We start from the raw sequence: 23,521 nt of genomic DNA, 5'->3' as shown, positions 1-23,521 counted from the left end.
CCGGAATGCCGGGGCGGCACGCACACGTGTGTGCGGTTATGTGCGGAGGGCACCCGGATGCGGTTCAACCTCTTGACGGGAGGCGACCCGAACGGCTCAGCTTAGAGTTCACTAGTTGGACATGGACGGGGCCTCATCGAAGCGGCCCCGCGCGCAGGAGGTCGTCGTGGAGACTCCCGGGTCGCAGTCGTCGCTGCACCGAGCCAACCTGGAACGGGTCGTACGAGCGGTACGGCTCGCCGGGTCGCTCACGCAGGCGGAGATCGCGAGGACGACGGGGCTGTCCGCGGCCACGGTCTCGAACATCGTCCGGGAGCTGAAGGACGGCGGAACGGTCGAGGTCACACCCACCTCGGCGGGCGGCCGCCGGGCCCGCAGCGTCTCGCTGAGCGGGGACGCCGGCATCGTCATCGGCGTGGACTTCGGGCACACGCATCTGCGCGTCGCGGTGGGGAACCTCGCCCACCAGGTACTCGCCGAGGAGTCCGAGCCGCTGGACGTCGACGCCTCCGCCGCGCAGGGCTTCGACCGGGCGGAGCAACTGGTCGACCGGCTGATCGCGGCGACCGGCATCGACCGCGCGAAGATCGCCGGAGTGGGCCTCGGCGTGCCCGGCCCGATCGACGTGGAGTCCGGGACGCTGGGCTCGACCGCCATCCTGCCCGGCTGGGGCGGCACCCGGCCCGCCGAGGAGCTGCGGGGGCGGCTCGGCGTGCCGGTGCACGTGGACAACGACGCCAACCTCGGAGCCCTGGGCGAGCTGGTCTGGGGCAGCGGGCGGGGAGTGCGGGACCTGGCGTACATCAAGGTCGCCAGCGGCGTCGGCGCCGGCCTGGTGATCAACGGCAAGATCTACCGCGGGCCAGGCGGCACCGCGGGCGAGATCGGGCACATCACACTCGACGAGGCCGGTCCCGTCTGCCGCTGCGGAAACCGGGGCTGCCTGGAGACCTTCGCCGCCGCACGCTACGTGCTCCCGCTGCTCCAGCCGAGCCACGGCACCGATCTCACGATGGAGGGCGTCGTGCGGCTGGCGCGGGACGGCGACCCGGGCTGCCGTCGGGTGATCGCCGACGTCGGCCGCCACATCGGCAGTGGAGTCGCCAACCTCTGCAACCTCCTCAACCCGAGCCGAGTCGTCCTGGGCGGCGATCTCGCCGAGGCCGGTGAGCTGGTGCTCGGCCCGATCCGGGAGTCCGTCGGCCGCTACGCGATCCCCAGTGCGGCGCGTCAACTCTCCGTGCTGCCCGGGGCACTTGGGGGCCGTGCGGAGGTGCTCGGAGCGCTCGCCCTCGCCCTCAGCGAGATGGGCGATTCGACACTTTTGGACGGAAGTGTGAACGGCGCTCTGCCGGCGGCCACCCCTGCCTTCACTTAGAGCACGGATGGCACCGTTGTCATCTCGTTAAGGATTTACTTCTTGACGTCGCACGTGTGGCCGAGTTGACTTCCAGCCACCTCGGCCGCAACGACGCGGCCTCGTCAGGGAGGTTAGTGAAGTGAACACGCGTATGCGTCGTGCCGCCGTTGCCGTTGCCGCCACCGCGATGGCGGTCTCGCTCGCCGCTTGCGGCAGCGCCGCGGAGTCCGACGGGAACAGCGACTCGTCCGACTCGGCCGCCAAGAAGGGCGACGACATCAAGGTCGGTCTGCTCCTGCCGGAGAACCAGACCGCGCGTTACGAGAAGTTCGACAAGCCCTTGATCGAGAAGAAGGTCAAGGAGCTCACGAACGGCAAGGGCGAGGTCGTCTACGCCAACGCCAAGCAGGACGCCACACTGCAGGCGCAGCAGGTCGACACGATGATCACCAACAAGGTCGACGTGCTGATCGTGGACGCGGTGGACTCCAAGGCCATCGCCGGCTCGATCACCAAGGCGGAGCAGGCCGACATCCCGGTCGTCGCCTACGACCGCCTGGCCGAGGGGCCGATCGACGCCTACACCTCGTTCGACAACGTGACGGTCGGCAAGACCCAGGGCGAGGCCCTGCTGAAGGCGCTGGGCGACAAGGCCAAGGACGGCCAGATCGTCATGATGAACGGCTCCTCCACCGACCCGAACGCCGCCCAGTTCAAGGAGGGCGCGATGTCCGTCCTCAAGGGCAAGGTGAACATCGGCCGCTCCTACGACACCAAGGAGTGGAAGCCGGAGAACGCCAACTCCAACATGCAGGCCGCGATCTCCGCCCTCGGCAAGGACAAGATCATCGGCGTCTACTCCGCCAACGACGGCATGGCGGGCGGCATCATCACCGCGCTGAGGCGCGCGGGCATCGCCGACATCCCGGTCACCGGCCAGGACGCCGAGCTCGCGGGTGTGCAGCGCATCGTCACCGGTGAGCAGTACATGAGCGTCTACAAGTCCTACCCGCAGGAGGCCGCGGTCGCGGGCGAGATGGCCGTCGCCCTCGCCCAGGGCAAGTCGCTCGACTCCATCGCCAAGGAGAAGGCCGACAGCGCCACCACCAAGGGCATCCCGACGACGCTGGTCCCGGTCGTCTCGCTGACGCAGGACAACATCAAGGAGACCGTCGTCAAGGAGGGCTTCTACACGATCGACGAGATCTGTGGCGGCAAGTACAAGGCGGCCTGCGACAAGATCGGTCTCAAGTAGGCGGAACCCGTCTCCCGTACCGCGTGAGCGCGTACGGGACCGGCCGCACGCAGCTTCCTCCGGTGCCCCGCACTCAACAGCCCCGCAAGCTAGGCGGGGCGCCGGACGGAACACCCCCCCCGAAAACTTCTGCACAACCTCCCGCCGGGTCAGGCGGCGAAGGAGATGGTTCACGTGTCCGCTACGCCCGTGCTGGCGTTGCGCGGGGTCTCCAAGCGATTCGGTGCCGTCCAGGCGCTCACCGACGTAGAGCTTGAGGTCCACGCCGGTGAGGTGGTCGCCCTGGTGGGCGACAACGGAGCCGGAAAGTCCACGCTGGTCAAGACGATCGCCGGCGTGCACCCCATCGATGAGGGCTCCATCGAATGGGACGGCAAGGCCGTCTCGATCAACAGGCCGCACGACGCCCAGAACCTGGGCATCGCGACCGTCTACCAGGACCTCGCGCTGTGCGACAACATCGACGTGGTCGGCAACCTCTACCTGGGCCGCGAGATCATCAAGCGCGGCGTCCTGGACGAGGTGGAGATGGAGCGCCGCTCCCGCGAGCTGCTGGACACGCTGTCCATCCGCATCCCCAGCGTCCGCATCCCGATCGCCTCGCTCTCCGGCGGTCAGCGCCAGGTCGTGGCGATCGCCCGGTCGATGCTCGGCGAGCCCAAGCTGGTCATCCTCGACGAGCCCACCGCGGCCCTCGGCGTCGAGCAGACCGCACAGGTCCTCGACCTCGTGGAGCGGCTGCGGGAGCGCGGTCACGCCGTCATCCTCATCAGCCACAACATGGCCGATGTGAAGGCGGTGGCCGACAAGGTCGCCGTCCTGCGCCTCGGGCGCAACAACGGCGTCTTCGAGGTCAAGTCGACCTCGCAGGAAGAGATCATCTCCGCCATCACGGGCGCCACGGAGAACGCCGTGACCCGTCGTGCGGCGCGCACCAATGGGGAGATCAAGAAGTGAGCATCGACAAGACCTCCACCCCCGCCGAGGACCACGCGGTGGAGAACCCCGACGCCCCCGCCGCCGCGGCCACCGCGGTCGACCCGCGGCTGCTGGTCCGCGAGCAGGGCTTCGCGGGCTATCTCGGCGAGTTCAAGCGGAAGATGAAGGCCGGCGACCTCGGGTCCATCCCGGTCGTCGTCGGACTGCTGGTCATCTGGGCCATCTTCACGGGCCTGAACTCCAACTTCCTCACCGCGGGCAACTTCTCCGACATGTCCGTCGCCATGGTCGGCACGGGCATGATCGCCGTCGGCATCGTCTTCGTCCTGCTGCTCGGCGAGATCGACCTGTCGGTGGGCTCGGTCAGCGGCGTCGCGGGCGCCACCTTCGCCGTGCTGAACATCACGCACGGGATGAACGAGGTGCTGGCCCTGGTGCTGGCCATCCTCACCGGCACCGTGGCCGGCGCCATCCACGGCTTCTTCTTCGCCCGCATCGGCGTGCCGGCCTTCGCCGTGACACTGGCCGGACTGCTGTTCTGGCAGGGCTTCATGCTGCAGATACTCGGCAGCAACGGCACCATCAACCTGAACAGCGACGGCATCGTCGTCAAGCTGACCAGCTACTACTTCAGCGATGTGGCCGCCGCCTACGGCCTGGCGATCGTCGTCACCGCGGGGTACTTCCTCGCCGCCTTCTTCGACAACCGCCGCCGTGAGGCCGCGGGCGTGCCGTCCCGGCCGCTGAACGAGATCATCGTGCGCACGGCGCTGCTGGCCGTCCTGGCCTTCGTCGTGGCGATCGTCTTCAACCAGTACAAGGGCCTGCCGCTGGCCGTGGTGATCTTCCTCGCGTTCCTGCTGCTCACGGACTTCGTGCTGCGCCGTACCTCCTACGGCCGCAAGGTCTTCGCGCTCGGCGGCAGTGTCGAGGCGTCCCGCCGTGCCGGCATCAACGTGGAGCTGGTCCGGATCTCGGTCTTCGCGATCGCCGGCACCTTCGCCGCGATCGGCGGTCTCTTCGTCGCGTCGAAGATCGCGTCCGCCAACCAGGGCGCGGGTACCGGTGAGTTCCTGATGAACGTCATCGCCGCGGCCGTGATCGGCGGCACGTCCCTCTTCGGCGGCCGCGGCCGCACCTGGGACGCGCTGCTCGGTGTGATGGTCATCGTCTCGATCCAGTACGGCCTCGCCCTGGAGGGCATCGCCTCGCCGGTCCAGTACATGATCACCGGCGGTGTGCTGCTGGCGACCGTCGTCATCGACGCGGTCACGCGCAAGACCCAGAAGACGGCGGGGCGCGCGTAGCCACGCACCGCCCGTCCGGGCGCACCACCCCGCCGCCCGCCCGAGCTGAGCCCTCGGGCGGGCGGCGGGCTGTCCGCCCGCTCCGCTCCGCTCCGCTCGTCACCTGGGCGGACGTGCTCGTACGGGGCTCTTCGCGTACGGGACGCGGGGGTGCGCCGGGAGGCCGCGGACGACGGCCGGCGGTGCAGTCGTAGAACGGACCGCCGATGGGTAAAGCCGAACGCGTGACGTACGACGCACCGCCCGGACATGTTCCGCCACGGCGGAACATTAGACTCGGGCAGGCCCGGCAACAGCTCTACTGCAAGGAGGCACGGGTGCCGCTGCTGACCCGCATCACGGGACCGCGCGATCTGGACCGGCTCAGCCTGGAAGAGCTGGGCCGGCTGGCAGAGGAGATCCGCACGTTCCTCGTCGACGCCGTGTCCAAGACCGGCGGCCATCTCGGCCCCAACCTCGGAGTGGTGGAGCTCACCCTCGCCCTGCACCGGGTCTTCGACTCGCCGAAGGACAAGGTGCTCTGGGACACCGGCCACCAGTCCTACGTGCACAAGCTGCTCACCGGCCGTCAGGACTTCTCCAGGCTGAAGATGAAGGGCGGCCTGTCCGGCTATCCCTCGCAGGCCGAGTCCGAGCACGACGTCATCGAGAACAGCCACGCCTCCACCGTCCTCGGCTGGGCCGACGGCATCGCCAAGGCCAACCAGGTCCTGGACCGCGACGACCACGTCGTCGCCGTCATCGGCGACGGCGCGCTCACCGGCGGCATGGCCTGGGAGGCGCTGAACAACATCGCCGCCGCCAAGGACCGCCCCCTGGTCATCGTCGTCAACGACAACGAGCGCTCCTACGCGCCCACCATCGGCGGCCTCGCCAACCACCTGGCGACCCTGCGCACCACCGACGGCTACGAGCGCTTCCTGGCCCGCACCAAGGAGCTCCTGGAGCGCACCCCGGTCGTCGGCCGCCCGCTCTACGACACCCTGCACGGCGCCAAGAAGGGCCTGAAGGACTTCATCGCCCCGCAGGGCATGTTCGAGGACCTCGGTCTGAAGTACGTCGGCCCGATCGACGGCCACGACCTCGAGGCCCTGGAGTCCGCCCTCACCCGCGCCAAGCGCTTCGGCGGCCCGGTCATCGTGCACTGCCTCACCGAGAAGGGCCGCGGCTACCAGCCCGCCCTGGCGGACGAGGCCGACCGCTTCCACGCCGTCGGCAAGATCCACCCGGACACGGGCCTGCCCATCTCCACCTCCGGCGCCGACTGGACGTCCGTCTTCGGCGACGAGATGCTCGAGCTCGGCAAGGAGCGCGAGGACGTCGTCGCCATCACCGCCGCGATGCTCCAGCCGGTCGGCCTCGACAAGTTCGCCAAGGCCTTCCCCGACCGCGTCTACGACGTCGGCATCGCCGAGCAGCACGGCGCCGTCTCCGCGGCCGGCCTCGCCCACGGGGGAGTGCACCCGGTCTTCGCCGTGTACGCCACCTTCCTCAACCGCGCCTTCGACCAGGTGCTGATGGACGTGGCCCTGCACAAGTGCGGCGTGACGTTCGTGCTGGACCGCGCCGGTGTCACCGGCACCGACGGCGCCTCCCACAACGGCATGTGGGACATGTCGATCCTCCAGGTCGTCCCGGGCCTCAGGCTCGCCGCCCCGCGCGACGCCGAGCAGGTCCGCGCCCAGTTGCGCGAGGCCGTCGAGGTGGACGACGCGCCGACCGTGGTGCGCTTCTCCAAGGGCGCCGTCGGCCCCGCCGTGCCGGCCGTCGGCCGCGTCGGCGGCATGGACGTCCTGCGCACCCCCGGCACCGACACCCCGGACGTCCTGCTGGTCTCGGTCGGCGCCCTCGCGCCGATGTGCCTGGAGGTGGCGGACCTGCTGAACAAGCAGGGCATCTCCACCACCGTGGTCGACCCCCGCTGGGTCAAGCCCGTCGACGAGGCCATGGCCCCGCTCGCGGAGCGCCACCGCGTCGTCGTCACCGTCGAGGACAACTCGCGGGTCGGCGGCGTCGGCTCCGCCGTCGCCCAGGCCCTGCGCGACGCGGGCGTCGACGTACCGCTGCGCGACTTCGGCATCCCGCCGCGCTTCCTCGACCACGCCTCCCGCGCCGAGGTCATGGCGGAGATCGGGCTCACCGCCCCCGACATCGCCCGCCAGGTCACCGGCCTGGTCGCCAAGCTCGACGGCCGCTACGAGCGCACCGGCGCCGACGCGGACTCGGTGGAGGCCGCGCGCGACTGACGCAGGACCGAATGGGTCGGTCTCTCCACTCGTTGCGGTGGCGAAACCGACCCATCCGCGTGAATCCGCTCATGCCGGGGCATACGCAGTACGCCCCCTCTCGATCATGTCGGGGACGACAAGCTCGGAGGTACCCGTGAGCAACAGCAGTCTCTTCAGGACCAAGAAGATCGAGCAGTCCATCCGGGACACCGAGGAACCGGAGCACGCGCTCAAGAAGTCCCTGTCCGCGCTGGACCTGACCGTCTTCGGCGTCGGTGTCATCATCGGCACCGGCATCTTCGTACTGACCGGCACGGTCGCCAAGAACAACGCCGGGCCCTCCGTCGCCCTGGCCTTCGTCGTCGCCGGTGTCGTCTGCGCGCTCGCCGCGCTGTGCTACGCGGAGTTCGCCTCCACGGTCCCGGTCGCCGGCTCCGCGTACACCTTCTCCTATGCCTCGCTCGGTGAACTGCCCGCCTGGATCATCGGCTGGGACCTGGTCCTGGAGTTCGCGCTCGGCACGGCGGTGGTGGCCGTCGGCTGGTCGGGCTACATCCGTTCGCTGATGGACAACGCGGGCTGGCAGATGCCCGCGGCGCTCGGCGGCCGGGACGGCGCCGAAGGGTTCGGCTTCGACATCCTCGCCGCCGCCCTGGTGCTGGTGCTCACCGGCATCCTCGTCCTCGGCATGAAGCTGTCGGCGCGGGTCACCTCGGTCGTCGTCGCCATCAAGGTGACCGTCGTCCTCATCGTGATCATCGCGGGCGCCTTCTTCATCAAGGGCTCCAACTACGACCCCTTCGTCCCGAAGGCGCGGCCGGTGGAGGCGGGCGGGGGCCTCGACTCGCCACTGATCCAGTTGATGTTCGGGTGGGCGCCGGCCAACTTCGGAGTGATGGGCATCTTCACCGCGGCCTCGGTCGTCTTCTTCGCCTTCATCGGCTTCGACATCGTCGCCACGGCCGCCGAGGAGACCAAGAACCCGCAGCGCGACATGCCCCGCGGCATCCTCGGCTCCCTGTTCATCTGCACCGCGCTGTACGTCGCCGTGTCGATCGTCGTCACCGGCATGCAGCACTACAGCGAGCTGTCCGTCGACGCCCCGCTCGCCGACGCGTTCAAGTCCACCGGGCACCCCTTCTTCGCGGGCGTGATCAGCTTCGGCGCCGCCGTCGGCCTGACCACGGTGTGCATGATCCTGCTGCTCGGCCAGACCCGGGTGTTCTTCGCGATGAGCCGCGACGGGCTGCTGCCGCGCTTCTTCTCCCGCGTCCACCCGAAGTTCCGGACCCCGTACCGGCCGACCATCCTGCTCGGCGTGCTCATCGCGATCGTCGCCGGCTTCACCAGCCTGAGCGAACTCGCCGAGCTGGTGAACATCGGCACGCTGTTCGCCTTCGTCATCGTCGCGCTCAGCGTGATCATCCTGCGCCGGAGCCGTCCCGACCTGCCGCGCGCCTTCCGCACCCCGCTGGTGCCGCTGCTGCCGATCGTGTCGGTGGGCGCCTCGCTGTGGCTGATGCTGAACCTGCCCGCCGAGACCTGGGTGCGGTTCGGCGTCTGGATGCTGATCGGCGTCGTCGTGTACTTCCTCTACAGCCGCTCCCACAGCCGTCTGGCCCGTGGCGAGGAGGCACCGGCCGGTCCGTCCGGCACGTCAGGTCCGTCCGGCACGTCAGGTCCGTCCGGCACGTCAGGTCCGGCCGGGCCGTCCGGTCCGTCGGGCGGAAGCACCCCGTAGCCACCGGCCGCCGCTCCGGCCCCGTGCCCCCGCCCGGGGCCCGCGGGGCCGGACCCGTACGCGGGCGGGGGGTGCCGTCACGCGGGCCGCACCGTCCGCGGCCCCGTCACCTCCGCGCCCAGTGCGGTCACCCGGCGGCGCAGCTCGCGGTCGGCCGTCACGACCAGGACCCGGCGGTCCTCGGCGGCCCGGGCGACCAGCCCGACCATGTGGTCGTCCCCGCTGCCGGGGGCCGACTCCACTCGCACGCCGGGCACGGAGCCCACCCCGCGGGCCGCGCCCTCGACGACCAGGACGATCTCCACCGGGCCGGCACGCCCCGGCACACCGTCCGCCGCCAGCCGGTCCCGCAGCCGCTTCGCCGCCCCGCGCCGGTCGTGCCACCACCCGTCGGGCACCGACCCGACGACGTTCGCGGCGTCGACGATCACGAGCAGGGGAGCGCTGTCGTCCATGCCGTCAGGGTCGCACGGCACCGCCGCGCGGGCCGTACCCGAGCGACGCGGACCCGGCGGCCCCGCTTAGAGTGAAGCGGTGAACGGCGACTGGCTTCTCCTCGGCCGCGACGGCCGCCTCAGTGTCTACCTCCCGTCGGACGGTGCCGCCCTGTGGCGTGCCGAACGCGCGCCCGCCGGGCCCTGGGAGGCCCCGCGCAGGATCGGCGGCGACCAGGAACTGCTCCCCGGCCTCTCCATCGGCCGGGGCCCCGACGGCTACGGCCACCTGGTCGCCTGGCGGCCCGTCGGGACGGACCGGTCCGACCTCGTGCACACCACGCACTTCCGCCCGCTGCTCGCGCCCCTGGACTGGCAGCCGGCCGGCCACCCCAACAAGCAGGGCGCCCGCACCGGGACACCGGCCGTCGCCGTCGACGCGCAGGGCCGTGCCCATGTCTTCGTCCGCAACGGGGGCGGCGGCATGAGCATGGTGGCCCAGAAGGAGAAGGGCGGCTGGGAGCCGTGGCGGGACCTGAAGGGACGCGGCGTCCAGGAGGAGCCCGCGGCCGTGACGGGGGAGTCCGGCAGGGTCGAGCTGTACGCGGCCGTCACCGGCGGCATCCGGCACTGGCGGCAGGAGCAGCCGGGCGCGCGGCCCGTGCCGGGGGAGGGCGTCGACGCGGCGGTCCGCCCGGGCACCCTGCGCGCGCTGGCGACCTCCGAGGAGTCCACCACCGTCCTCTTCACCGACGACGACAGCGGCGAGCTGTGCGCCTGGCGCCCCGGCGAGAAGCCGATGCCGCTGGTGGCCGCGGCGGGCCCCGGCCCCGTCTCCGCCGTGCGCTGCGTCATCGACGGCCACGACTGCACGCTGGTCGCCCAGCGCTCGACCAGTGGCCGGGTCGCCTTCGCCGCCTACCCCTCACAGCAGGAGGCGCTCGGCGCCGTGTGGACGGAGTCGGGCCCCGAGCTGCCGGCCGACGCGGTGGTGTCCCTGGCCCTGGACGCCGACGGCCGACTGGTGGCGGCCACGCTGTCGCCGTCCACCGGGCAGCTCCGCCTCGCCCGCCGCAAGGACGAACCGGGTCTCGCGCTCGGTCCCTGGCAGGCCGTCTGACGCCCCCTCGGCGGCCGGGCGGCCGAGCCATGGGGAACTGGTGAACGAACGGCATATGATGTTCCGCGGTCAACGTCCCTGTCCGTGACACGGCGGGCTTCAGGAAGGTGCAGCAGGCCATGCGGAGAAGGTCGGCAGACCCCGTCGGCGCCGCTCGTGAGGTCGGGCCGGGCACCGTGGACAGAGGGCGGGGCGGCGCGTCCACAGCCGCCAACGGCGACTGGCTGACCCTGGGCAGGGACGGCCGGCTCAGCCTCTACGCGCCCGCCGACGGCGGTCTGGTGCGCTGGACGGAGACCGTCGCGGGCGGCCCCGGCTGGAGCGGACCGCATTTCGTGCCCGTGGCGGGACTGACCCACCTGACGGTGGTGCAGGGCGCGGACACCTATGTCCACTTCCTGGGCCGCAGGGAGCGCGTACGGGCCGACGGCGGATGCGGCGCGGACGTCGTGCACGCGATCCAGTACCAGACGGGACTGGCCTTCACCGAATGGCGTTCCCTCGGCAATCCGCACCGCGACCCTGAGCAGGGCCGGGAGCTGGGGCCGCCGGCCGGTGCCGTCGCGGCCGACGGCACCGTGCACGTCTTCGTACGGAACGCCGGCGGTGGTCTGTCGCTGCGCCGCGAGTTGCCGAGCGGCAAGTGGCGGGCCTGGGAGGACCTGCGGGGCGGCGGGATCGACGGCCCACCGGCGCCGGTCGCCCTGGCCGGGGGGCGGCTGGAGGTCTGCGCCGCGGCCGCGTCGGGCACCCTCGTCTGGCGCCAGACGGCGCCCGGCGGCGACTTCGACGGCCCCCGCGGTTTCGCCCTGCGCCCGGTGCCGGGGACGGTCACCGCGCTGGAGACCGGGCCGGAGCGGGTCACGTTCTTCTGGACCGATGCCGAGAGCGGCGGGGCGGCCGCGTGGCGGGAGGGCGACTGGCCCGCCGCGCTGGGCGGATCGCCGGCCGGGCAGGGGTACGCGTCCCTGCGCACGGCGGTGGACGGCTACGACTGCGTCGTACTCGCCCACCGGGACCGGGACGGCTCGGTGATGCTCGGCATGGGCGGCACCGAGAACGAGGCCGGCGGATTCTGGTGGTACGCGCTGGCCGAGTCCTGCCAGGGGGCACCCGCTCTCGCCCGGGACGGCCGCGGGCGGGTCGTGATGGCGCTGATCGGACCCGACGGCGCACCGAGGGTGGCCCGCCAGGAAACCGGCGCCGGCCTCTCCTTCGCCCGGTGGCACACCCTGGGTCACTGAGCGGTTCCGTCGTCGCCCGACCGGCGGCGGATACCCCGTCACCGTGCGGTCGTGCCGGTACGAGAACCATCCGTGCCTACGCACAGCAATATAACGAGCCGGGAACCATAGCGCGTCACAGCGATGGACGCCACATTAACTGACCTTGACCATCCTTAAGGGTGACATAAGATGTGGCGGGCCTGTGGCCGTGGTGAGGGGGGCTTCGCCAGCGGTCAGGGGTACTGGTGAGGCCAAGGCGGTCGAGGGGGCCGCGGGTGCACCAAGCAGGGGTGGGGCGTCCAGTAGGGACTGTCGGTGGCCCGCTGGGCGAAATGTCTTGGTAGGAGTACGAGTTGGTGGATCACCCGCGTCTGAGCATCGTCGTGCCCTTTCAGGACGTCGAGACCTATCTCGCCGAATGCCTGGAGTCGATCGCGCGCCAGTCGTTCCGCGACTTCGAGGTGATCCTCGTCGACGACGGCTCCACCGACGGCTCCTCGCGGATCGCCGCCGACTTCTGCGCAGCCGACCCGCGCTTCCGGATGATCCGGCAGGAGCCGCACGGCCCGGGACACGCACGCAACACCGGGCTGCGCGCCATGCACCCCCAGGGCGAGTTCCTGGCCTTCGTCGACGGTGACGACGTCATCCCGGAGTACGCCTACGGCCTGCTGGTCCGCACCCTGGAGGCGTCCGAATCGGACTTCGTCTCGGGCAACGTGCAGATGATGAACTCCACCAAGAAGTGGCAGTCGCCGCTGCACAAGGGCCCGATGCAGAAGAACCGGCGCGGCACGCACATCACCAGGTTCGAGGCGCTGATCTACGACCGCACGGTCTGGAACAAGATGTTCCGGCGCTCCTTCTGGGACTACCACTACATCGCGTTCCCCGAGGGCGTCATGTACGAGGACTCCTGGGTCAACATGTACGCCCACTTCCGCGCCGCCAAGGTCGACGTCATCACCGACATCGTCTACTTCTGGCGCCGGCGCGAGGGCGGGGCCGCGCCGTCGATCACCCAGCGCCACACCGAGCTGTCCAACCTGCGCGACCGGGTCGCGGCGGTGCAGTCGGTCAGCCGCTTCCTGGCGGACCGGCGCTCGCGGCAGTACGAGGAGAGCAAGCGCAAGTACGACTTCGCCTGTCTCAAGTCCGACCTCATGCTGCACCTCAAGGTACTGCCGGACGCGGACGAGGAGTACCGGCAGTCGTTCATGCGGTGGGCCAACGAGTTCCTCGACGAGACCGACCTCACCATCATCGACGAACTGCCCGCGGACGCCCGGGTCAAGTGGCTCCTGGTACGCGAGTGGCGGCTGCCCGAACTCCTGGAGGTCATCGAGTTCGAGCGCCGGGGCGGCCCGATGCCGGTCCAGCGGCGCTTCCACCGCTACCTGAAGTACCCCTACCTCGGTGACCGCGGTGTCGGCCTCGACAAGAAGGCGTTCCGGCTCGACAAGGAACTCTCCCTGCACGGTTCGCTCAGCGGGGCCCGCTGGAGCGCCAACGGCCACCTGCTGACCCTCACCGGCAACGCCTACGTGCGCTACATCAACGTGCACAAGCGGCACATGTCGGTGAAGGCGATCGCCCTGCGGAACAAGAAGCAGGGCCGCATGGTGATCACCACGGCGAAGACCACCTACGCGCCGCAGGCCACCGAATCCTCCGCGCAGAATCGTTACTGCTACGACTGGGCCGGCTTCGAGGCCCGCATCGACACGACCCGCCTCAAGCGCAAGGGCCAGTGGGCCGAGGGCACCTGGGACGTGGCCACCGGGGTCCTCAGCCGGGGGCTGTTCCGCTACCGCGGCATCGACCGGGGCGGCGCGGGCAGCGCCGCCAACCCCCCGTACCGGTACGTCGACAAGAACACCCGCATCCTCCCGGTCTTCCTCCAGGGCAAGCTGAAGCTGCGGGTGGAGATCGTGCGCTGCCGGATCACCGGCCACCGCGTGGTCGGGGACCAGTTGGAGCTGCGCGGGGTGTACCTCGGCCCGAAGGTGCCGGAGTGGGGCAAGCTGCGCGTCACCAGCCTGAGCGGCTCGGGCCAGCACGACGGGCGGGTGTACTTCACGCCGGGCGGCGAGGGCTGGTGCACCTTCGCGGCCAGGCTGCCCCTGCGCTCGCTGGTACCGGCCTTCCGGGGCGACGCCCAGGCCGACACGGAGATCCCGCAGTCCTGGAGCATGGGCAGCAACGGCTGGAAGACGACCCTCCACGTGGAGGGCCGCAAGACGGCCATCTACCCCGTCATGGCCGAGGAGACCCCGGACGGGCACTACCGCATGCCCGCCTCGCTGCAGACCCGCGAGGGCGACCGGGAGGTCGTCGTCCACCGCAACGGCTCGGGCTACCTGGTGCTCTTCGAACGGGCCACCCTGCCCACGGCGACGGCGTTCGCCTGGCACGAGGACGGCTCGCTGGAGATCCACGGCCGGTACCTGGCCGCCGACCGGCTGTCGCCGCGGGAGTACCAGGACGCACACCTGGTGGTCCGCTCGCGGGCGCACGGCGCGGAGCGCGAGGTCGGGGTCGAGTGGAACGGCAACGAGTTCCGCTGCCTGCTCTCCCCGGCCGCCATGCGGACGCTGGCCGGGGACATCCCGCTCGCGGCCGGCCGCTGGGACTTCTTCCTGCGCCGGCAGGACCTGTCGGCGGTGGCCCGCGAGGACCGCCTCGAGGACCTGATGGTGAAGACCGAGCAGGACATCATCGGCGCCCTCCCCGAGGAGTACGAGGCGAACGAGCGGCGCTACGAGCTCCAGGCCGAGGCGTACGACCGGTTGTCGCTGCTGGTCCACTCGGCCATGCCCGACCACGCCCGCGGCCCCTACCGGCAGAAGCTGCTGCGCACCAAGGCGTACCCGGCGGCCCGCCGGCAGCGGGTGCGCCCCGCCGTCCTCTTCGACGCCTTCAAGGGCACCCAGTACTCGGACAGTCCCCGGGCGCTGCACGAGGAACTGCTCCGGCGCGGTACCGACCTCGAACACCTGTGGGTGGTGCGCGACGACCAGGTGGAGGTGCCGCCCACCGCGATCCCGATCCGCATGTGGTCGCCCGAGTGGTACGAGGCCCTCGCCACCAGCCGGTACGTCGTCGCCAACAACCACCTCCCGGACTGGTTCCAGAAGCGGGACGGCCAGATCGTCGTCCAGACCTGGCACGGCACCCCGCTGAAGAAGATCGGCCACGACATCGAGTCCATCCACTTCGCCGACCAGCGCTACCTGGAACGGGTCGAGAAGGAGGTGCAGAACTGGGACATGCTGGTCTCGCCCAACAGCTTCTCCACCCCGATCCTCCAGCGCGCCTTCGGCTTCCCCGGCGAGATGGTGGAGTCGGGCTACCCGCGCAACGACATCCTGCGGCTGCCCGGCACCGAGGAGCGGGAGCAGGAGATCCGGCGCCGGATCGGCCTGCCCGAGGGCAAGCGGATCGTGATGTACGCGCCCACCTGGCGCGACGACCAGTACTACGCGCCCGGCAAGTACAAACTGGACTTCCGCATCGACCTCGAGGACGCCCGCGCCCGGCTGGGTGCCGAGCACGTCCTCCTGGTCCGCCGCCACCCCAACGTCGTGGACCCGGTGCCGGGCGCCGGCGACGGATTCGTCTACGACGTCTCCGACTACCCGGACATGGCCGACCTCTCCCTGATCACCGACGTGATGATCACGGACTACTCGTCCCTGATGTTCGACTACGTCAACACCGGGCGGCCCATCCTCTTCTTCACCTACGACCTGGACCACTACCGCGACACCCTGCGCGGCTTCTACTTCGACTTCGCGGGCAGCGCCCCGGGCCCCCTCCTGGACACCTCCGAGGACCTGGTGTCGGCCGTCGAGCAGATCGAGCGGATCCAGGAGGCCTACGGCGAGCGCTACCGCTGGTTCCAGCGCGAGTTCTGCGACCTGGACGACGGGTACGCCTCCGCGCGGCTCGCCGACCGGATGCTGGTGGCGGGCGGCGACCTCGCGCCCGGGCAGGCGCAGGCACCGGCCGTCGGGACCGTCGACACCCGGCAGACCGCCCGCGCCATGACCCCCGTCCAGGGGAGGGCCGGGAGCTGGTTCACCGCGCCGCGCCGGCCGGCGCAGCCCGGGTCCGACGCGGCGCGGACGGTCGGGGCGGTGCCCGCGCAGCCCGGCCCGGCGCACGACGGCACGCCTTCGCGACAGCCGCAGTCGCACCCGCAGGTGCCGCGGCTCATGCCGGCGGGGTACGAGCGGCCGGCCGGACCGGCCGGGCAGGCGCCGCCCGCCGGAGGCCGGACCTACGAAGGCGCGACCGTATGACGCCGATGGCTCGGCCGGCCGGCGGCACCGGGGTGTGCGCGGCCGCGCCGGAAGGTACCGGCGCTCCATGACCGCACCGTCGTCCACTTCCCCGGCGCCCGGTCCGTCCCGCATCCACGGTGCGGGAGCCGAGCGCCTCTTCGGCGTTGCCTCAACCGGTGTCCACCCGCATCAGCAGCGCCCGGTGGTCGGAGACCCCGGTGTCGCGCACCGTGCAGGAGGACCGGGGCAACCCGGTGAAGAGATAGTCGAGTTTGTGGCCGGACACATGGGTCGCACGGCCCGACCGGTCGCCACCGGACGTCTGGTCGCATTCCCGGAAAGCGCCGTAGGCGGCGGGCGGCCACACCCAGCCGGACGGATTGCGGGCACCCGGCGGGTTCAGGTTGAAGTCGCCGCCGAACACGGTGCGCGGTCCGGGCGCCGCCGTGATCAGCGTCGTCAACTGGTCGTCGCGGTACTCCCGGCCGGGATGCGCCCGGTCGCTGCCGGGCAGGCTCAGATGGGCGTTGCACACCCGGACGTCGACCGCCGCGACGGTCGCGCACAGGATGCCCCGCCGCAGTCCGACCTCCGGCCGGCGCGAGGGCACCGACCGCACCGAGGACAGCGGGTGGGCCGAGAGGACGGCGAGGCCGGCCGTGCCCTGCCCGCGGCCCTCGCAGCGGACCGTTCCGGTGCGCCCGGCGCCGTCGCGCCAGGTGTAGGGCCGGAAGGACAGCCGCCAGGAGCCGCCGAGCGCCTCGCGTACCGACTCGGCGTGCGTGGCGCAGGCCTCCTGCAGCAGCACGACGCCGGCCCCCGCGTCGACGAGCCGCTCCACCGCCAGCCGCTTGGCGGAGGCACTGCCGGTGTCCGCGCAACCCCACTGCCGGACGCCGCACATGTTCCAGGTCGCCACCGTCAGGGTGCGGTCCGCGGACAGGGACCGTGCCGTGCCCGGGGCGGTCCGCACCAGCACCGCGGCGAGGACGGCCGACAGCGCGAGTACCGAGGCCGGCGCGATCAGTCCGCGGCGCCGGCGAGGGCCGGGCGGGAGCGCGGGGACCACGAGAGGCATCCCGACATCATGTCCGACCAGGTGATTCGGAGCCAATCCGACGATCTGTCCCTGAAAACTGGAGTTCCGTACATGTCCCAAGCACCCACGAGCGGGCGGAAGCTGTTCAACGGGATCGAGGCGTCGGGTACGTTCCCGGTCGAGTACCGGTTCTCCCACGCCAAGAGCGGCAACCGCCACCTCGTCGTCGTGTTCGCCAACTTCTCGGCGCCCGAGGACTACGGCTGGTCCAACGGCGTCTTCGACAACGTGCGCGCCAACATCCTGTGGATCCGCGACCGCTTCGACGGGATGAACGCCTACTACCTGTGCCGGAACATGGACTTCGGCCTGGCGGACTCGGTGCAGACCCTCATCTCGAACGTCACGCGGTCGCTGGCGCTCACGCCGGACCAGGTCACCCTGTGGGGCGGCTCCAAGGGCGGCAGCGCCGCGCTGTACTTCGGACTGCGGTACGGCTACCGGAACATCGTGGCCATCGTCCCCCAGTTCCTCGTCGGCGACGCCCTGGAGAGGCGGCACCCGAAGGTCTCCGCCTACATGCTCGGCGAGGGGGCGCCGGCGCACAACGCACGGGTCCTGGACGCGCTCCTGCCCGACCTGGTGCGGAGCCGGGCCAACCCCGGGGCCAACATCTACGTGCTCTCCTCGCCGCAGGACGAGCACTACGCCGTGCAGGTGGAGCCGTTCCTCGGCATGTTCCAGGGCTACGAGAACTTCAACTTCATGTACAGCGAATCGCCCACCATCACCGGCCACGCCACGGTGACGAGGCGGAACGTCCCGGCGCTGGTCGGCCTGCTGAACCTGCTGGCCGACGGCTACGCCCCCCGCCTGGGGTTCGTGCGCCATGCCGCCGAGGAGTTCGACCGCGACCAGTCGGGCATCGACGCCTACCTCTCCGCCACCTCGAAGGTCCAGGACGCCGACACGTTCGCACCGCCGGTGATCACCTCCCCGGGCTACAACAGCGAGGTTCCCGTCACCGGCCAGCACTTCGCCGGGTTCGCCCCGGGCGCGGTGCGGGTGAGCATGTGGCGCAACGGCAAGTTCGTGGCGTCGCCGGAGGTCGCGGCCGACGGTACCTGGTCCTGGCAGCCGGCCAAGCCGTGGGCCACGGGGAAGCACCTGGTCAAGATCTTCGCGGTGGATCCGGCGGGCTTCCACTCGAGCCGGGTCGAGCTCCCCTTCACGGTGGTCGACGGCCCCGGTCCGACGGGGCCGATCCCGCCGGTCGTGTCCGTGCCGGGCCCGCGGCAACAGGTGGGGACGTCGGTCGCCTTCCACGGCACCGCGCCGGGCGCGTTGCAGGTGGGCTTCCGGGAGAACGGCGTACTCCTGGGCGCGGTGGCGGTCGCGCCGGACGGAATCTGGGGCTGGGACCCGGGCTGGTCGTGGCCGGAGGGGCCGCACCTGGTCGAGGTGGTCGCGGTGGACGCCAGCGGTGCGGAGTCGGCCCCCGCCCCGGCCGGCTTCACGGTCCTGAACGCGTCCGTGCCCGCCGGTCACCTCCCGCCGCGGTACTGAGCACCGACGGCCCCCGACGACGAACAACTCACGAGTGGAAGCGCACACATGGCGAACGCACCGACGAAAACACGCGAGCTGATCACCGGGATCGACACCTCGGGTGCCTATCCCGTCGAGTACCGGTTCACGCACGCGAAGGGCGGCAACCGCCATCTCGTCGTCGTGTTCTCCAACTTCGGCGTCCCCGACGACTACGGCTGGTCGAACGGCGTCCTCAACCCGGTGCGGGCCAACATCCTGTGGATCCGCGACCGGTTCCGCGGCATGAGGAGCTACTACCTGTGCGAGGGGATGGACTTCTCCCTGGAGCAGTCCGTGATCGGGGTCATCTCCAAGGTGATGAACGCCCTTGACCTGACCCCGGACCGCGTCACGATGTGGGGCGGCTCCAAGGGCGGCAGCGCGGCCCTCTACTTCGGCCTGCGCTACGGGTTCGGCAACATCGTCTCCATCGTGCCGCAGTTCCTCGTCGGCACCTATGTGAAGACCGTGCACCCCAAGGTCGCCGGGTTCATGCTGGGTCAGGGGGTGCCGGAGGAGAACGTCCGGATCGCCGACGCGCTCCTGCCCGACCTGGTGCGCTCGGGCGCCGGGCGGCAGTCGAACATCTACCTGCTCTCCTCGCCGCAGGACGAGCAGTACAAGGAACAGGTGGAGCCGTTCCTCGGGCTCTTCCAGGGGTACGACAACTTCAACTTCATCTACAGCGAGTCCCCCTACATCACCCGGCACTCGGAGGTCACCAGGCGCAACGTCCCCTTCCTCATGGGCCTCGTCAACATGCTCGCCGACGGGCTTCCCCCGCGACTGGGCATGGTGCGCAACGGGTACGAGGAGCCGGACCGCGACACCGCGGGCATCAAGGCGTATCTGTCCGCCACCTCGGCCCAGAAGCCCAGCGGCATCGCCATGCCGGTGGTGACCCACCCGGCGGCGCACACCGAACTGCCCACGGACGGCGTGTACTTCACCGGCATGGCGCCCGGCGCCGTACGGGTGAGCCTGTGGGAGCACGGCAAGTTCCTGGGCTCGCCGACCGTGGCCGCGGACGGCACCTGGTCCTGGAAGCGCGACAAGCCGTGGAGCAGGGGCAAGCACCTGGTGAAGGCCGTCGCCTGGGACCCGGAGGGACGCAAGACCAAGGGCACCGTCATCCCCTTCACCACGGTGGCCGGTGCCTCGGCCGCCGCCGCGTCCGCGATCCCGGCCCAGCCCCCGGCGCGGTTCGACACGCCGCCCATGGGCGGGCAACTGCCGGCGCCGACGGTCCAGTCCCCGGTGGCGTACGAGCAGATCGCGGTACCGGCCGTGCGGTTCACCGGCCTGGCCCGGGGAGCGGCGCAGGTGGGGTTCAGGGCCGGCGGCACTCTCCTCGGCGGGAGCCCGGTCGCGGTCGACGGCCGCTGGGCCTGGGACTCCGGCTGGCCGTGGCAGGAGGGCCGGCACACGGTGGAGGTGTTCGCCGTGGACGCGGCGGGAAACGAGTCCCCGGCCACCCCGGTCCCCTTCGCCGTCGCGCCCGCCCCGGCGGGCGCGACGCCGTACGGCTACTGACCCGGCCCCACGGCATGCGAGGGGGCCCCCGCCGCACGGCGGGGGCCCCCTCGTCGTCGTACGGAGACTACGCGGGCACGCTCGCCACGCCCGCCTCCAGGAACCGCTTCCCGTTCACCCGCTCGGCGACGCCCGCACGGTCCAGGTACGGCGTGATGCCGCCCAGGTGGAAGGGCCAGCCGGCGCCGGTGATCAGGCAGAGGTCGATGTCCTGGGCCTCGGCGACGACGCCCTCGTCGAGCATGAGGCCGATCTCCTGGGCCACCGCGTCCAGGACGCGGTCGCGGACCTGCTCCTCGGTCAGCACGGTGTCGCCCTGCTTGAGCAGCGCGGCGACCTCCGGGTCCAGCTCGGGCTTGCCGCTGTCGTAGACGTAGAAGCCGCGCTTGCCCGCCTCGACGACCGCCTTGAGGTTCGGGGAGACCGTGAAGCGCTCCGGGAAGGCCCGGTTGAGGGTCTCCGAGACGTGCAGGCCGATCGCCGGGCCGACCAGTTCGAGGAGGACCAGCGGGGACATCGGCAGGCCGAGCGGCTCCACCGCCTTCTCCGCGACCTCGACCGGGGTGCCCTCGTCGATGACGTTCTGGATCTCGCCCATGAAGCGGGTCAGGATGCGGTTGACCACGAACGCCGGGGCGTCCTTGACCAGCACCGCGGTCTTCTTCAGCTTCTTGGCCACGCCGAACGCCGTGGCCAGCGAGGCGTCGTCGGTCCGCTCGCCGCGGACGATCTCCAGGAGCGGGAGGATCGCGACCGGGTTGAAGAAGTGGAAGCCGACGACCCGCTCGGGGTGCTTCAGCTTCGACGCCATCTCCGAGACGGACAGCGAGGAGGTGTTGGTGGCGAGGATCGCGTGCGCCGGGGCGACCGCCTCGACCTCCGCGAACACCTTCTGCTTGACGCCCATCTCCTCGAAGACCGCTTCGATGATGAAGTCGGCGTCCGCGAAGCCCTCGGCCTTGTCCAGGACGCCGGTCACCAGTGCCTTGAGGCGGTTGGCCTTGTCCTGGTTGACGCGGCCCTTGCCGAGCAGCTTGTCGATCTCGGCGTGGACGTAGCCCACGCCCTTGTCGACGCGCTCCTGGTCGATGTCGGTCAGGACGACCGGGACCTCCAGGCGGCGCAGGAAGAGCAGCGCGAGCTGGGAGGCCATCAGGCCGGCGCCGACCACGCCCACCTTGGTGACCGGGCGGGCCAGCGACTTGTCCGGGGCGCCCGCGGGACGCTTGCCGCGCTTCTGCACCAGGTTGAAGGCGTAGATGCCGGAGCGCAGTTCGCCGCCCATGATGAGGTCGGCGAGGGCCTGGTCCTCGGCGTCGTAGCCCTGCTGGAGGTCGCCGTTCTTGGCGGCGGCGATGATGTCCAGGGCGCGGTAGGCGGCCGGGGCGGCGCCGTGCACCTTGGAGTCGGCGACGAAGCGGCCCTTGGCGACGGCCTGGTCCCAGGCCTCGCCGCGGTCGATCGCCGGACGCTCGACGGCGATCTCGCCCTTGAGGACGGACGCCGTCCAGATCAGCGACTGCTCCAGGAAGTCGGCGCCCTCGAAGATCGCGTCCGCGATGCCGAGCTCGTAGACCTGCTCGCCCTTGAGCTGCTTGTTCTGGTTGAGGCTGTTCTCGATGATGACCGAGACGGCCTTGTCGGCGCCGATCAGGTTCGGCAGCAGCGTGCAGCCGCCCCAGCCGGGGACGAGGCCGAGGAAGACCTCGGGGAGGGAGAAGGCGGGAAGGGCCGCCGACACCGTGCGGTACGCGCAGTGCAGGCCGATCTCCACGCCGCCGCCCATCGCGGCACCGTTGTAGTACGCGAAGGTCGGCACGGCCAGTTGCGACAGCCGCTTGAAGACGTCGTGGCCGCCCTTGCCGATGGCGAGCGCGTCCTCGTGGCGCTTGAGCAGCTCGACGCCCTTGAGGTCGGCGCCGACCGCGAAGATGAACGGCTTGCCGGTGACGCCGACGCCGACGATCTCGCCGTCCGCGGCCTCCTTCTGGACCCGGTCGATGGCGGCGTCGATGTTCGCCAGCGACTGCGGGCCGAGCGTGGTCGGCTTGGTGTGGTCGTGCCCGTTGTCCAGGGTGATCAGGGCGAAGCGGCCCGCGCCCAGGGGAAGGTCGAAGTGGCGCACGTGCGCCTGCGTGACGACCTCGCCGGGGAACAGCTCGGCCGCACCCTTCAGAAGCTCTGCGGTGGTGCTCACTTGTCCCCCTCGAAGTGCGGGTTCTCCCAGACGACCGTCGCGCCCATGCCGAAGCCGACGCACATGGTGGTCAGGCCGTAGCGGACGTGCGGCTGCTCCTCGAACTGGCGGGCCAGTTGCGTCATCAGGCGGACGCCCGACGAGGCGAGCGGGTGGCCGAAGGCGATGGCGCCGCCGTACTGGTTGACGCGCGCGTCGTCGTCGGCGATGCCGTAGTGCTCCAGGAAGGCGAGGACCTGGACGGCGAAGGCCTCGTTGATCTCGAACAGGCCGATGTCGTCGATGGACAGCCCGGCCTGGGCCAGGGCCTTCTCCGTCGCCGGGATCGGGCCGTAGCCCATGACCTCCGGCTCGACACCCGCGAAGGAGTACGAGACGAGGCGCATCTTGACCGGCAGGTCGTTCTCTCGGGCGAAGTCCTCGCTCGCGATGAGGGAGGCGGTCGCGCCGTCGTTCAGACCGGCCGCGTTGCCCGCGGTGACCCGGCCGTGCACGCGGAACGGCGTCTTCAGGCCCGCCAGGTTCTCCAGCGTGGTGCCCGGACGCATCGGCTCGTCGGCGGTGACCAGACCCCAGCCGGTCTCACCCGCCTCCTCGTTGGTGCGGCGCACCGAGACCGGCACCAGGTCGGCCTGGATCTTGCCGTCGGCGTACGCCTTGGCGGCCTTCTCCTGCGAGCGCACGGCGTACTCGTCGGCGCGCCGCTTGGTGATGCTCGGGTAGCGGTCGTGCAGGTTCTCCGCGGTCATCCCCATGAACAGGGCGGACTCGTCGACCAGCTTCTCGCTGACGAAGCGCGGGTTCGGGTCCACGCCCTCGCCCATCGGGTGGCGGCCCATGTGCTCGACACCGCCCGCGACGGCCACGTCGTACGCGCCGAAGGCGACGGAGCCGGCCACCGAGGTGACGGCGGTCAGGGCGCCCGCGCACATGCGGTCGATCGAGTAGCCCGGGACCGAGGTGGGCAGGCCCGCCAGGATGCCGGCGGTGCGGCCGATGGTCAGGCCCTGGTCGCCGATCTGCGTGGTCGCGGCGACGGCGACCTCGTCGATCTTCTTGGGGTCGAGACCGGGGTTGCGGCGCAGCAGCTCCCGGATCGCCTTCACGACCAGGTCGTCGGCGCGGGTCTCGTGGTAGATGCCCTTCGGGCCCGCCTTGCCGAACGGGGTGCGGACGCCGTCTACGAAGACGACGTCCCTGACGGTACGAGGCACGATGGCTCTCCTCCAGGGTGCGGGATGGCACTGCTGCGGCACGCAGGTACTG

15 protein-coding genes are annotated in these 23,521 nt (G+C 71.0%); 11 read left to right on the top strand and 4 right to left on the bottom strand.

The window, feature by feature from the left end; genetic code table 11:
- Positions 1–166: 166 nt before the first annotated feature.
- The 6 genes from B1H29_RS08680 to B1H29_RS08650 all read left to right on the top strand — a co-directional run bounded on the left by B1H29_RS08680 (position 167) and on the right by B1H29_RS08650 (position 8,830).
- Positions 167–1,378, top strand: a complete 1,212-nt coding sequence (locus tag B1H29_RS08680) for an ROK family transcriptional regulator (RefSeq protein ID WP_055419688.1) — start codon at positions 167–169, stop codon at positions 1,376–1,378.
- 133 nt (positions 1,379–1,511) lie between these two features.
- Positions 1,512–2,615 (top strand): ABC transporter substrate-binding protein, encoded by a 1,104-nt coding sequence (locus B1H29_RS08675; RefSeq protein WP_055419687.1) that lies wholly within the window; start codon positions 1,512–1,514, stop codon positions 2,613–2,615.
- Positions 2,616–2,780: 165 nt separating this feature from the next.
- A complete protein-coding gene (locus B1H29_RS08670) occupies positions 2,781–3,572 on the top strand; it encodes an ATP-binding cassette domain-containing protein (RefSeq protein WP_055419686.1) in 792 nt (263 codons plus the stop codon).
- Complete coding sequence (locus tag B1H29_RS08665; protein WP_055419685.1) at positions 3,569–4,861, top strand: sugar ABC transporter permease; 1,293 nt, start codon at positions 3,569–3,571, stop codon at positions 4,859–4,861. Before B1H29_RS08670 ends, B1H29_RS08665 begins: the two co-directional genes overlap by 4 nt.
- A gap of 317 nt (positions 4,862–5,178) precedes the next feature.
- The gene (dxs, locus tag B1H29_RS08655) at positions 5,179–7,107 is read left to right on the top strand and encodes a 1-deoxy-D-xylulose-5-phosphate synthase (RefSeq protein WP_055419684.1); all 1,929 of its coding nucleotides are present in this window, start codon (positions 5,179–5,181) and stop codon (positions 7,105–7,107) included.
- 136 nt (positions 7,108–7,243) lie between these two features.
- On the top strand, positions 7,244–8,830 hold the full coding sequence (locus B1H29_RS08650; RefSeq protein WP_234393077.1) for an amino acid permease: 1,587 nt from the start codon (positions 7,244–7,246) through the stop codon (positions 8,828–8,830).
- A gap of 77 nt (positions 8,831–8,907) precedes the next feature.
- Here B1H29_RS08650 and B1H29_RS08645 read toward each other — a convergent pair whose 3' ends face one another.
- Entirely contained in the window at positions 8,908–9,285 is a 378-nt protein-coding gene (locus B1H29_RS08645) for a hypothetical protein (protein ID WP_055419683.1), read from the bottom strand.
- 79 nt (positions 9,286–9,364) lie between these two features.
- Between B1H29_RS08645 and B1H29_RS08640 the strand changes: the two genes are divergently transcribed.
- From B1H29_RS08640 to B1H29_RS08630, 3 genes are all read left to right on the top strand, one after another.
- Entirely contained in the window at positions 9,365–10,384 is a 1,020-nt protein-coding gene (locus tag B1H29_RS08640; protein ID WP_055419682.1) for a hypothetical protein, read from the top strand.
- A 119-nt stretch (positions 10,385–10,503) separates the two neighbouring features.
- Positions 10,504–11,628 (top strand): hypothetical protein, encoded by a 1,125-nt coding sequence (locus tag B1H29_RS08635; protein ID WP_079160099.1) that lies wholly within the window; start codon positions 10,504–10,506, stop codon positions 11,626–11,628.
- A 338-nt stretch (positions 11,629–11,966) separates the two neighbouring features.
- The gene (locus B1H29_RS08630; RefSeq protein WP_234393076.1) at positions 11,967–15,914 is read left to right on the top strand and encodes a bifunctional glycosyltransferase/CDP-glycerol:glycerophosphate glycerophosphotransferase; all 3,948 of its coding nucleotides are present in this window, start codon (positions 11,967–11,969) and stop codon (positions 15,912–15,914) included.
- Positions 15,915–16,065: 151 nt separating this feature from the next.
- Here the strand turns inward: B1H29_RS08630 and B1H29_RS08625 are convergent, their stop codons facing one another.
- Positions 16,066–16,974: an endonuclease/exonuclease/phosphatase family protein gene (locus B1H29_RS08625; protein WP_055419680.1), complete on the bottom strand. Its 909-nt coding sequence runs from the start codon at positions 16,972–16,974 to the stop codon at positions 16,066–16,068.
- A gap of 72 nt (positions 16,975–17,046) precedes the next feature.
- Between B1H29_RS08625 and B1H29_RS08620 the strand changes: the two genes are divergently transcribed.
- Together B1H29_RS08620 and B1H29_RS08615 are read left to right on the top strand one after the other, a co-directional pair.
- On the top strand, positions 17,047–18,501 hold the full coding sequence (locus B1H29_RS08620; protein WP_055419679.1) for a hypothetical protein: 1,455 nt from the start codon (positions 17,047–17,049) through the stop codon (positions 18,499–18,501).
- 48 nt (positions 18,502–18,549) lie between these two features.
- Positions 18,550–20,058, top strand: a complete 1,509-nt coding sequence (locus B1H29_RS08615) for a hypothetical protein (RefSeq protein WP_055419678.1) — start codon at positions 18,550–18,552, stop codon at positions 20,056–20,058.
- 67 nt (positions 20,059–20,125) lie between these two features.
- On the opposite strand, the gene B1H29_RS08610 is transcribed toward B1H29_RS08615, so the two are convergent.
- Both B1H29_RS08610 and B1H29_RS08605 read right to left on the bottom strand, forming a co-directional pair.
- The gene (locus tag B1H29_RS08610) at positions 20,126–22,255 is read right to left on the bottom strand and encodes a 3-hydroxyacyl-CoA dehydrogenase NAD-binding domain-containing protein (RefSeq protein WP_055419677.1); all 2,130 of its coding nucleotides are present in this window, start codon (positions 22,253–22,255) and stop codon (positions 20,126–20,128) included.
- Positions 22,252–23,469: a thiolase family protein gene (locus tag B1H29_RS08605; RefSeq protein ID WP_055419676.1), complete on the bottom strand. Its 1,218-nt coding sequence runs from the start codon at positions 23,467–23,469 to the stop codon at positions 22,252–22,254. Before B1H29_RS08605 ends, B1H29_RS08610 begins: the two co-directional genes overlap by 4 nt.
- Positions 23,470–23,521 lie beyond the last annotated feature (52 nt).

Source organism: Streptomyces pactum (assembly GCF_002005225.1).
Classification (GTDB): Bacteria; Actinomycetota; Actinomycetes; order Streptomycetales; family Streptomycetaceae; genus Streptomyces; species Streptomyces pactum_A.
The sequence above is the reverse complement of the archived record's forward strand: the minus strand, read 5'-3'. Positions and strand labels throughout refer to the sequence as shown.

Excerpts from the sequence above, each read along its gene's own strand:
- B1H29_RS08675 (WP_055419687.1), top strand. The coding sequence starts at position 1,512 with ATGCGTCGTGCCGCCGTTGCCGTTGCCGCCACCGCGATGGCGGTCTCG.
- B1H29_RS08625 (WP_055419680.1), bottom strand. The coding sequence starts at position 16,974 with ATGCCTCTCGTGGTCCCCGCGCTCCCGCCCGGCCCTCGCCGGCGCCGC.
- B1H29_RS08645 (WP_055419683.1), bottom strand. The coding sequence starts at position 9,285 with ATGGACGACAGCGCTCCCCTGCTCGTGATCGTCGACGCCGCGAACGTC.
- B1H29_RS08635 (WP_079160099.1), top strand. The coding sequence starts at position 10,504 with ATGCGGAGAAGGTCGGCAGACCCCGTCGGCGCCGCTCGTGAGGTCGGG.
- B1H29_RS08615 (WP_055419678.1), top strand. The coding sequence starts at position 18,550 with ATGGCGAACGCACCGACGAAAACACGCGAGCTGATCACCGGGATCGAC.
- B1H29_RS08670 (WP_055419686.1), top strand. The coding sequence starts at position 2,781 with ATGGTTCACGTGTCCGCTACGCCCGTGCTGGCGTTGCGCGGGGTCTCC.
- B1H29_RS08620 (WP_055419679.1), top strand. The coding sequence starts at position 17,047 with ATGTCCCAAGCACCCACGAGCGGGCGGAAGCTGTTCAACGGGATCGAG.